This window comes from Micromonospora sp. NPDC047753, assembly GCF_040642735.1.
GTDB lineage: Bacteria > Actinomycetota > Actinomycetes > Mycobacteriales > Micromonosporaceae > Micromonospora.
The window spans coordinates 1-2610 of the sequence record NZ_JBEYSL010000710.1 but is presented as its reverse complement, the minus strand read 5'-3'; the positions used below and the strand labels follow the sequence as shown (position 1 = coordinate 2610).

Here is a 2610-nt window from a genome sequence, read left to right as displayed (position 1 = left end):
GCAGCCCGCGCAGGATGCCGCTCTTGCCGATCACCGAGCGCAGGTCCTGCCCGGTGGTGGAGAGGATGCGGCGCACCACCGGGTACGCCTCGGGGCTGGCGCGGACGCAGGCCGGGCGTCGCCGGACCCGCCTCGCCGGTGCGCCCCTCGGCGGCCGGGAAACCAGTGGAACGGGCGGAAACGCCGCCCGGACCCGCCTGGTCGTCGTCCGGCGCCGGACCGGACCGGGTGGCGAGATACGAGATCAACACCACCAGGCAGACGAGTACGGCCGCTCCCTCCGCCGCCCAGCGCCGCCGCTGTCGGGCGCGGCGCAACACACTGCGGGTCTTCCCGGCGGTAATGGCACGCGGACGGTGCTTCGACGGCGTGTCGCCAGCCCTCGAACCAGCCCGCGTGCGGTCTTCGTCCGCCACCGACCCCTCCAACTCCGCCGCCCGGCCGTTTTGGACCGCCGAGGACCACACCAACCACTGTGGGCAGTTTCACGTTTACCCGGGGCGTGGACGACACGCTAGATCCGGACTGCCGGACGTGTCCAGCCCACAATGGGACGCTGCCGGACAACCCGGCCGCCCCGGACGGACACCTGGGCAGACCAGAAGCCCTTTCCGGGTCAGCCGATCCGGAAGCCGAGCAGTTGCGCGACGACCACTGCCTGCTCGACGTCGATCACGGCACCGGCCCGTTCGACGACCGTCGGGTCCAGCGCGGTGAGATCGCTGCCCCGCAGGTCGGCGCCACCGAGCCGGACGTTGGTCAGCTGCGCCCCGGAAAGATCGACACCGGTGACCGTAGCACCGGTGAGGTTGGCCCTGGTGAGGTCCACCTCGCGCATGCGCACCCCGGTCAGCCGGACGCCACGCAGGTCGGCGCCGGGCAACGCGACGAAGGACCAGTCACCGCCGTCCACCGTCAAGGGACGCAGATCGCACTCGCTGAAGGTGCTGCCGACCAGCTTGCAGCCGGTGAACTCGGCCTCGAAGAAATTGCACCGCCGGAACACGCAACGGGTGAAGGCGGAGTCGACATGTCGGGAGGCGTTGAACGCCACGTTGCCGAACGTGCACCCGGTGAAGACCGCACCCCTGCTCACCGCCTCGGTCAGGTCCACCCCGAAGAACTCGCAACCCACGAAGTGCCGGTCGGTCAGCTCCTCGCCGTACCAGTCCTCGTTGCGGAACGTCACGTCCTCGGTCAACTCCGGCATCCGGCCAGGCTAGTGGGCGCGACCGACAGCCGATCGCCGGCGGGGCCGGTGCCGGCCCCTTTCCCGCACCGGTGTACCGGCGAGTAGGTTCGGCGGCGTGAGTGTGGCTCGGAGCAAGGACCCGGATCAGATCGGTTTCGACACGGCGCGGCTGGCGCGGATCGACGAGCACTTCGGCCGGTACGTCGACGACGGCCGGCTGGCCGGCTGGCAGGTGGTGGTCACCCGGCGCGGCGAGGTGGCGCACTCCTCGACGTACGGGCTGCGCGACCGCGAGTCGGGCGCACCGGTCGAGGCCGACACGCTGTGGCGGATCTACTCGATGACCAAGCCGGTCACCTCGGTCGCGGCGATGATGCTGTGGGAGGAGGGCCGGTTCGAGCTGACCGACGAGATCAGCCGCTGGCTCCCCGAGTTCGCCGACCTGCGGGTCTACTCCAAGGGGTCGGCGCTCAAGCCGTACACGGTGCCGGCGGTCGAGCCGATCCGGGTCTGGCACCTGCTCACCCACACGGCCGGCCTGACGTACGGCTTCATGCAGACCTCGGTGGTCGACGGGCTCTACCGGGCCGCCGGCTACGACCTGTACCCGCCCGCGGACGTCGACCTGGCCGAGGCCTGCGCGGCCTTCGGCGAGCTGCCGCTGCTGTTCCAGCCCGGCTCGGCGTGGGGCTACTCCGTCGCCACCGACGTGCTCGGCCGACTCGTCGAGGTGATCTCCGGGCAGAGCCTCGACGCGTTCTTCGCCGACCGGATCTTCGGCCCACTGGGCATGACCGACACCCGCTGGTGGGTGGAGGGCGACGAGGCCGACCGGCTGGCCGCGCTCTACGTACCGGAACCACGCAGCGGTCGGGCCGTCCGCTACGACAGCCTGGGGTCGCTCGCGTTCAGCAAGCCGGCGCTGCTTTCCGGCGGTGGCGGCCTGATCTCCAGCGCCGCCGACTACCACCGGTTCACGCAGTTGCTGCTGCGCGGCGGCGAGCTTGACGGCGTCCGGCTGCTCGGGCCGCGCACGGTGTGGTTCATGACCCGCAACCACCTGCCCGGCGGTCGGGATCTGGGCACCCTGTCCACCGGCGGCTTCGCGGAGACCACACTGGACGGGATCGGCTTCGGTCTCGGCTTCGCGGTGGTCGACGACCCGGTCCCCAGCCGGGTGCCCAGCAGCGTCGGCGAGTACTACTGGGGTGGGGTGGCCAGCACCGCGTTCTGGGTCGACCCGGCCGAGGAGATCACCGCGCTGCTGTTCACGCAGCTGATGCCGTCGAGCACCTACCCGCTCCGCTCCCAGCTTCGCCAGCTCGTCTACGCCGCCCTGGTCGACTGACCGGTGTGGGGTCCGTCGCCAACGGACGGGCCACGCTCGGCCCGGGGCGGTACGAGACGCTGATCTGCCC

The 2610-nt window shown here is 71.2% G+C and carries 2 protein-coding genes; one reads left to right on the top strand and one right to left on the bottom strand.

From position 1 onward, the window contains the following. Window positions 1-616 precede the first annotated feature (616 nt). Complete coding sequence (locus tag ABZ749_RS33540) at window positions 617-1210, bottom strand: pentapeptide repeat-containing protein (protein ID WP_112582257.1); 594 nt, start codon at window positions 1208-1210, stop codon at window positions 617-619. A 97-nt stretch (window positions 1211-1307) separates the two neighbouring features. Between ABZ749_RS33540 and ABZ749_RS33535 the strand changes: the two genes are divergently transcribed. After that, window positions 1308-2540, top strand: coding sequence for a serine hydrolase domain-containing protein (locus ABZ749_RS33535; protein WP_357235038.1), 1233 nt, complete (start codon window positions 1308-1310; stop codon window positions 2538-2540). The last annotated feature ends 70 nt before the right edge of the window (window positions 2541-2610 follow it).